This window comes from Pseudomonas sp. GW821-FHT01E10, assembly GCF_059422365.1.
The window spans coordinates 56,340-63,854 of record NZ_JBWKWT010000028.1 but is presented as its reverse complement, the minus strand read 5'-3'; the positions used below and the strand labels follow the sequence as shown (position 1 = coordinate 63,854).

The window sequence follows — 7,515 nt, the reverse complement described above, 5'->3', positions numbered from 1 at the left end:
GGTGGGTGATGACGGGATCGAACCGCCGACATTCTGCTTGTAAGGCAGACGCTCTCCCAGCTGAGCTAATCACCCTTTGCATCTCTGAGGCCGCGAAATTTACGCAGGTACCGAAGCTAAGTCAATACCCCGCTTGAAGTTTTTCTAAAAAAGACAAAATCGTGTCATTCCGGACTAGGCCGACAACCGTCAGACCGCTTTCGCGAGCACGCTCGCCCCCACAGTGGACCGCGCCTCTTCAGACAACAGGTTTTCTAATGTGGGAGCGACCCGACTCTCGGCGGCGAGCCGACGATGATGGCAACACATTCAACATCAATGCCGGGGACGGCGCCCCTGCCCTGTTACTCGCTGTAAATCATCTTCTTGGTCATGCCACCATCGACCACAAACTCCTGGCCCGTGACAAAACCAGCGTTCTTCGACAGCAACCAGGCCACCATTGCCGCCACGTCTTCGACGGTCCCTACCCTGCCCGCCGGATGCTGCGCATGATCGGCGTCAGTCAGCGGTTCGGCGCGCCGTGCCGCTGGATCCCGTGCATCGATCCAGCCGGGACTGACCGCATTGACGCGAATCTCTGGCCCCAAACTGATGGCCAGGGCGTGAGTCAGGGCCAACAGGCCGCCCTTGCTCGCCGCATAAGCCTCTGTGTCGGGTTCCGACTGCGCGGCGCGGGTCGAGGCCAGGTTGACGATCGCGCCGCTGTGAGCGCGCAGGTACGGCGCACAGTGCTTGGCCAACAGCATCGGCCCACTGAGGTTCACTGCCAACACCCGGTTCCAGTAGGCCAGGTCGAGGCTTTCCAGGGTGATGTTGTGCGGATCGGCCACCGCCGCATTGCACACCAGCGCATCCAGACGCCCGAACTGCCCCAGCACCTCGGCCACACCCAGCGCCACCTGCGCTTCATTCGCGACGTCCATGGCGATGAACCAGGCGTTTTCGCCGAGCACCTTCGCCACTTTCGAACCACGCTCGCGATCCAGATCGGTCAACACCACCTGCCAGCCTTCGCTGATCAGCCAGGCCGCAATGCCCAGGCCAATGCCGCGCGCGGCACCGGTGACCAGCGCGACGCGGCCATGGGTACCCGTGGTCGGCGACGACAACTCGATCACAAGGCAGCAAACCCGCTCGCCAGATCGGCTTGCAGGTCTGCCACGTCTTCCAGACCGACCGCAATGCGAATCAGGCTGTCACGAATCCCCGCGGCTTCACGCTCTTGCGGCGCCAGACGGCCGTGAGAGGTGGTGCTCGGGTGCGTGATGGTGGTTTTGCTGTCGCCCAGGTTGGCGGTAATGGAGATCAGGCGAGTCGCATCGATAAAGCGCCAGGCGCCCTCTTTGCCGCCTTTGACCTCGAAGCTCACGACCGCACCGAACCCCTTCTGCTGCCGCTGGGCCAGTTCGTGCTGCGGATGGCTCTTGAGGCCGGCGTAATGGACTTTCTCGATGCCGTCCTGCTGCTCCAGCCACTCAGCCAGTTGCTGGGCATTGGCGCAATGCGCCTTCATGCGCAGGCTCAGCGTTTCCAGGCCCTTGAGGAAAATCCAGGCATTGAACGGACTCAGGGTCGGCCCGGCAGTGCGCAGGAAACCGACGACTTCCTTCATCTGCTCGCTGCGACCCGCCACGACACCGCCCATGCAACGACCCTGGCCGTCGATGAACTTGGTCGCCGAGTGCACGACAATGTCCGCGCCCAGCTTCAGTGGCTGCTGCAGCGCAGGCGTGCAGAAGCAGTTGTCGACCACCAGCATCGCGCCCTTGGCGTGAGCGATTTCCGACAGGGCGGTGATATCCACCAGCTCGGCCAGTGGGTTGGAAGGCGATTCCACGAAAAGCAATTTGGTGTTGGCCTTGATCGCCGCATCCCAGCCGGACAAGTCCGCCAGAGCTACGTAATCGACTTCGATGCCAAAGCGCTTGAAGTACTTCTCGAACAGACTGATGGTCGAGCCGAACACGCTGCGCGACACCAGCACGTGATCGCCGGCACTGCACAGACTCATTACCACCGCCATGATCGCGGCCATGCCAGTCGCCGTAGCCACGGCCTGCTCGGCGCTTTCCAGCGCGGCAATGCGCTCTTCGAATGCGCGCACGGTCGGGTTGGTGTAGCGCGAGTAAACGTTACCCGGTACTTCACCGGCAAAGCGTGCAGCCGCGTCGGCGGCGGTACGGAATACGTAGCTGGAAGTGAAGAACATTGGATCACCGTGTTCGCCTTCCGGCGTGCGGTGCTGACCGGCGCGTACGGCCAGGGTATCGAACGCTACGCCTTCGAGGTCGCTGTCCAGCCGACCGGCATCCCAATCCTGACTCATGCTGTCACTCCTTGCCTTGCTCTTTATTTAGTAGATACAAAACCGGCCCCTCAGGGCCGGTAGTTACTCAGTTGTTGTACAGATCAATGATCGCACTGACTGCCTGGGTCTTGACCTTGGAGGCATCGTTACGTGCCTGCTCGATCTTGTTCAGGTAAGCCTCGTCGACGTCGCCGGTGACGTAATGGCCATCGAACACCGCGCAATCGAACTTGTCGATCTTGATCTTGCCGCCACCGACCGCTTCGATCAAGTCGGGCAGATCTTGATAGATCAACCAGTCAGCGCCGATCAGGTCGGCCACGTCCTGGGTCGAACGGTTGTGGGCGATCAGCTCGTGAGCGCTCGGCATGTCGATGCCGTAGACGTTCGGGTAACGCACGGCCGGGGCCGCGGAGCAGAAATAGACGTTCTTGGCGCCGGCTTCGCGAGCCATCTGGATGATCTGCTTACAGGTGGTGCCGCGAACGATGGAGTCGTCCACCAGCATCACGTTCTTGCCGCGGAACTCCAGTTCGATGGCGTTGAGCTTCTGGCGTACGGATTTTTTCCGCGCAGCCTGACCCGGCATGATGAAGGTCCGACCGATGTAGCGGTTCTTCACGAAGCCTTCGCGGAACTTGACGCCCAAGTGGTTCGCCAGCTCCAGGGCCGCGGTGCGGCTGGTGTCCGGAATCGGGATGACCACGTCGATGTCGTGGTCCGGACGCTCGCGCAGGATCTTCTCGGCGAGCTTCTCGCCCATGCGCAGACGGGCCTTGTAAACCGAAACGCCGTCGATGATCGAGTCCGGACGTGCCAGGTAGACGTGTTCGAAGATGCACGGGGTCAGCGACGGGTTGGTCGCGCACTGACGGGTGTGCAGCTTGCCGTCTTCAGTAATGTAGACCGCTTCGCCGGGTGCCAGGTCGCGAATCAGGGTGAAACCGAGCACGTCCAGCGAAACGCTTTCGGAGGCGATCATGTACTCGACGCCTTCATCGGTGTGACGCTGACCGAAAACGATTGGGCGGATGCCGTGCGGATCGCGGAAACCGACGATGCCATAACCGGTCACCATCGCCACGACCGCGTAACCACCGACGCAACGGTTGTGCACGTCGGTGACGGCCGCGAACACGTCTTCTTCAGTCGGCTGCAACTTGCCACGCTGGGCCAGCTCGTGTGCGAACACGTTGAGCAGCACTTCCGAATCGGAGTTGGTGTTGACGTGGCGCAGGTCAGATTCGTAAATCTCCTTGGCCAATTGTTCAACGTTGGTCAGGTTACCGTTGTGCGCCAGGGTAATGCCGTACGGCGAGTTGACGTAAAACGGTTGAGCTTCGGCCGAGGTCGAGCTGCCCGCGGTCGGATAACGCACATGGCCAATGCCCATGTGGCCGACCAGGCGCTGCATGTGACGCTGATGGAACACGTCACGCACCAGGCCATTGTCCTTGCGCAGGAATAACCGGCCATCGTGGCTGGTCACGATACCGGCAGCATCCTGGCCGCGGTGCTGGAGGACGGTTAGCGCGTCATACAGCGCCTGATTGACGTTCGACTTACCGACGATACCGACGATGCCACACATGCGACGCAACCCCTACTTAATGGATCTGAACTGAACACAACTCACTGAGGCGTTTTGGCCGTCGGCAAGAGGTGCTCCTTGAACGGAATATCAGCGGGTACGCTGATTCCGCTGGCAAGCCACTGACTGCTCCACCCGAGGATCAGGTTTTTGGACCAGTCTGCGACCAATAGAAATTTTGGCACGAGCTGTGACTCTTTCCACCACTCGTCCTGCTGTACCGGCCCCAGGCTCAACAGCCCGACCGCCACGACCACCAGCAACACGCCACGCGCCCCGCCGAAAGCCATGCCGAGGAATCGATCGGTCCCGGATAGCCCGGTGACGCGAACCAACTCGCCGATAAGATAATTGATCATTGCGCCTACGATTAAAGTGGCGACAAACATGATGGCACAGCCCGTGATAACACGAGCCGACGGCGTAGCAATGTATCCGCCCAGGTACTCGGACAATGAACCACCGAACATCCAGGCAACGACTCCTGCGATGATCCAGGTCAGCAGCGAGAGTGCTTCCTTGACGAAGCCGCGGCTCAGACTGATCAAAGCGGAGATGGCGATGATTGCAACGATCGCCCAGTCAACCCAGGTAAATGGCACAGTGCAGCCTACAGACAGATGAGGCGGCGCATTTTAGCAGAGCCCATGGCTGTCGGTAAGCTGAGATTGTCAGTGCTTTTCAAATCGGGGTGATAGATTTAGCCGCGCTCAGGCTGGAAACGCACCACAAAACCCTTGAGGTTCTGCTGGCGACTCAACAAATCACGCAGACGATCGGCTTCCGCACGCTCGATCAGCGGCCCGACGAACACTCGATTCTTGCCATCGGCGGAGCGAATGTAGGCGTTATAGCCTTGGCTGCGCAGGGTTTTCTGCAGACTTTCAGCGCTCTCACGGCTCGCCAGGCTGGCCAGTTGCACCGACCAGCTGACCGACAGGCCATTGGCATCGACGCGACTTGGAGTAGCGACCGGCTTGGTCGGTGCAACCGCGATTGGCTGGGCAGGTGCCGGTACAGGCTTGGCAACTGGCGCTGCTGGCGGCGCGACTGGCTTGGCAGCCGGCGGCGCTGGCGCTACGGGAGCCGTTGGCGCAATCGGTGCCGACGGCGCTTGCTGCTCGGCAATTTCGTCGTCGCTTGGCACAGGCTCTTGCGGCAATGCCTGCGGTTCAGGCACCGCCACCGGCTCGATCTGCACTTGCGGGATCGAGGGGGCATGCGGCGCGGCAGGCGCGTCGACCCTTACCTGGCGCTGTTCGTCCTGACGGGAAAACAGCATCGGCAAGAAAATCACCGCCAGCGCCACCAGCACCAAGGCACCGACCATGCGCTGCTTGTACGCCTTATCCAGCAAAGCCATTTGCCGCTTCCTCCGTGGAGTGCCGGGCCAGCCACTCAAGGGCCTCGGCGACACAATAAAATGATCCGAATAACAGAATCTCGTCGTCGCTCGTCGCCTGCGCGCACTGCCCTTCCAGGGCAGCGGCCACGCTGTCATAGGACGTAACCGAGGCGCCAAGGTTCTGCAACGCTGCGTGCAACTGAGCTACCGGCCGTGCCCGCGGCGAATCCAGCGGCGCGACGGCCCAATGCTGGACACTAGCATTCAATTCACCGACAACACCATCCAGGTCCTTGTCCGCCAACAACCCGAACACCGCCAGACGCTTGCCGGCCAGCGGTCGACTGGCCAGACGCCGAGCCAGATATTCTGCCGCGTGAGGGTTGTGCCCCACGTCCAGCAGCAGATTCAGACGCTTGCCCTGCCAGTCGAACTGCCGACGATCAAGACGACCGACGATCCGCGTCGCTTTCAACGCTTCAATAATCTGCGCATCCACCCAAGGCAAACCGAGCAGAAGGTAAGCCTGCAACGCCAGTGCAGCGTTTTCCATCGGCAGATCGAGCAATGGCAGATCGTGCAATTCGACCGCACGCCCTTGAGCATCAACGCCGCGCCATTGCCAGTTGTAATCGGTGATACCGAGGTCGAAATCGCGCCCACGCAGGAAAAACGGGCAATTGAGCTCGCGCGCCTTATCCAGCAGAGGTTGAGGAGGATTCAGATCGCCGCACAGTGCAGGAGCGCCCTGGCGGAAGATTCCGGCCTTTTCGAAGGCCACGGATTCGCGGGTATCACCCAGGTAATCCGCATGGTCGACACCAATGCTGGTGACGAGCGCGATATCGGCATCCACCACGTTGACCGTGTCCAGGCGCCCGCCCAGGCCGACTTCCAGCACCACTGCATCGAGACCGGCCTGTTGAAACAGCCAGAACGCCGCCAGGGTGCCCATTTCGAAGTAAGTCAGGGATGTTTCGCCGCGACCCGCCTCGACCGCGGCAAAGGCTTCACACAGCTGCGCGTCAGTGGCTTCGACACCATTGACCTGCACCCGCTCGTTGTAACGCAGCAGGTGCGGAGAATTGTAGACACCCACGTTCAGGCCCTGCGACCGCAGCAATGAAGCCACGAATGCGCAGGTAGACCCTTTGCCGTTGGTGCCGGTGACCGTGATCACCCGAGGCGCCGGCTTGCCCAGCCCCATGCGGGACGCTACCTGTTGCGAACGCTCCAACCCCATGTCGATGGCCGAAGGATGCAACTGTTCAAGGTAGGCGAGCCACTCGCCAAGGGTGCGCTCGATCATAGGTTCGCAGGTACCGGTGGGACCACGATCGGCTCGACTGGCGCGGCGACGAATTTAGGCGTCGGCTTGCCGGTCAGTTGCGCCAACAGGTTGCCCAGACGCGGACGCAGCTCCTGACGAGGGATGATCATGTCGATCGCGCCGTGCTCCAGCAGGAACTCGCTGCGCTGGAAGCCTTCCGGCAGTTTTTCGCGAACGGTTTGTTCGATCACGCGCGGACCGGCGAAACCGATCAGGGCTTTCGGCTCACCGACGATCACGTCGCCGAGCATCGCCAGACTGGCGGAAACACCGCCGTAGACCGGGTCGGTCAGCACCGAGATGAACGGAATGCCTTCTTCGCGCAGACGTGCCAGCACCGCGGAGGTCTTGGCCATTTGCATCAGGGAGATCAGCGCTTCCTGCATCCGTGCACCGCCGGAAGCGGAGAAGCAGATCATCGGGCAACGGTTTTCCAGGGCGTAGTTGGCGGCGCGCACAAAGCGCTCACCGACGATGGCACCCATCGAACCACCCATGAAGGAGAATTCGAAAGCCGACACCACGACCGGCATGCCCAGCAAGGTGCCGCTCATGGAGATCAGTGCGTCTTTTTCGCCGGTCTGCTTTTGTGCAGCGGTCAGGCGATCCTTGTACTTCTTGCCGTCACGGAATTTCAGACGGTCAACCGGCTCCAGGTCCGCGCCCAGTTCGGCACGACCTTCAGCGTCGAGGAAGATGTCGATGCGCGCGCGTGCGCCGATACGCATGTGGTGGTTGCACTTGGGGCAAACGTCCAGGGTCTTTTCCAGCTCCGGACGATACAGCACCGCCTCGCAAGACGGGCATTTGTGCCACAGACCTTCAGGCACCGAGCTCTTCTTGACCTCGGAACGCATGATCGAAGGGATCAGTTTGTCTACTAACCAGTTGCTCATGCTTTCTTTCTCCAGTACCGGCGGCCCGAACGCTCTGGTTCG

Annotated in this window: 7 protein-coding genes and 1 tRNA gene; all 8 read right to left on the bottom strand. The window is 61.1% G+C overall.

Going from position 1 to position 7,515, the window contains the following annotated elements; all coding sequences use genetic code 11:
- Nucleotides 1-2 precede the first annotated feature (2 nt).
- The 8 genes from AC07V0_RS28090 to accD all read right to left on the bottom strand — a co-directional run bounded on the left by AC07V0_RS28090 (nucleotide 3) and on the right by accD (nucleotide 7,473).
- Nucleotides 3-75, bottom strand: a tRNA-Val gene (locus tag AC07V0_RS28090).
- A gap of 269 nt (nucleotides 76-344) precedes the next feature.
- Nucleotides 345-1,121: an SDR family oxidoreductase gene (locus tag AC07V0_RS28085; RefSeq protein ID WP_018928086.1), complete on the bottom strand. Its 777-nt coding sequence runs from the start codon at nucleotides 1,119-1,121 to the stop codon at nucleotides 345-347.
- Nucleotides 1,118-2,329, bottom strand: a complete 1,212-nt coding sequence (locus tag AC07V0_RS28080) for an O-succinylhomoserine sulfhydrylase (RefSeq protein ID WP_495020111.1) — start codon at nucleotides 2,327-2,329, stop codon at nucleotides 1,118-1,120. The genes AC07V0_RS28085 and AC07V0_RS28080 overlap by 4 nt, the downstream gene beginning before the upstream one ends.
- Nucleotides 2,330-2,396: 67 nt before the next feature.
- A complete protein-coding gene (gene purF / locus AC07V0_RS28075) occupies nucleotides 2,397-3,902 on the bottom strand; it encodes an amidophosphoribosyltransferase (RefSeq protein ID WP_018928088.1) in 1,506 nt (501 codons plus the stop codon).
- A 41-nt stretch (nucleotides 3,903-3,943) separates the two neighbouring features.
- Nucleotides 3,944-4,504, bottom strand: a complete 561-nt coding sequence (locus AC07V0_RS28070; protein ID WP_018928089.1) for a CvpA family protein — start codon at nucleotides 4,502-4,504, stop codon at nucleotides 3,944-3,946.
- A 98-nt stretch (nucleotides 4,505-4,602) separates the two neighbouring features.
- Entirely contained in the window at nucleotides 4,603-5,265 is a 663-nt protein-coding gene (locus AC07V0_RS28065) for an SPOR domain-containing protein (protein ID WP_495020110.1), read from the bottom strand.
- Nucleotides 5,249-6,556, bottom strand: a complete 1,308-nt coding sequence (gene folC / locus AC07V0_RS28060) for a bifunctional tetrahydrofolate synthase/dihydrofolate synthase (protein WP_018928091.1) — start codon at nucleotides 6,554-6,556, stop codon at nucleotides 5,249-5,251. Before folC ends, AC07V0_RS28065 begins: the two co-directional genes overlap by 17 nt.
- Complete coding sequence (gene accD, locus AC07V0_RS28055) at nucleotides 6,553-7,473, bottom strand: acetyl-CoA carboxylase, carboxyltransferase subunit beta (RefSeq protein WP_007935172.1); 921 nt, start codon at nucleotides 7,471-7,473, stop codon at nucleotides 6,553-6,555. The genes folC and accD overlap by 4 nt, the downstream gene beginning before the upstream one ends.
- Nucleotides 7,474-7,515: the final 42 nt, after the last annotated feature.